This is a genomic window from Streptomyces sp. SID11385, from assembly GCF_010548245.1.
In the GTDB taxonomy this organism is placed as follows: domain Bacteria; phylum Actinomycetota; class Actinomycetes; order Streptomycetales; family Streptomycetaceae; genus Streptomyces.
Genome location: NZ_JAAGLR010000872.1, coordinates 1 through 215, shown reverse-complemented (window position 1 = coordinate 215; position 215 = coordinate 1). Strand labels below are relative to the sequence as shown.

1 protein-coding gene is annotated in these 215 nt (G+C 77.7%); it reads left to right on the top strand.

Annotated elements, in window-relative coordinates; all coding sequences use genetic code 11:
• On the top strand, positions 1-215 hold a 215-nt coding region (locus G3I42_RS26260; RefSeq protein ID WP_164289933.1), incomplete at both ends, for a hypothetical protein.

The window sequence follows — 215 nt, the reverse complement described above, 5'->3', positions numbered from 1 at the left end:
CGCGCCACCTTCACCGAGCCGCAGATCCAGCCCCGCCAGTCCGCCAAGGGCGGCGCGAAGGGCGAGGAGCGCGGCGAGGAGACCCGCGGCGGCCGCAAGCCCGCCGTGCCCGTCTTCCGCGCCCCGGTCTTCACGGAGCCGACCTTCCAGTTCCAGACCCCCGAGCGCGCCGCCGCCGAGGCCGCCGCCACCGGTGACGACGAGGACACCGCGCC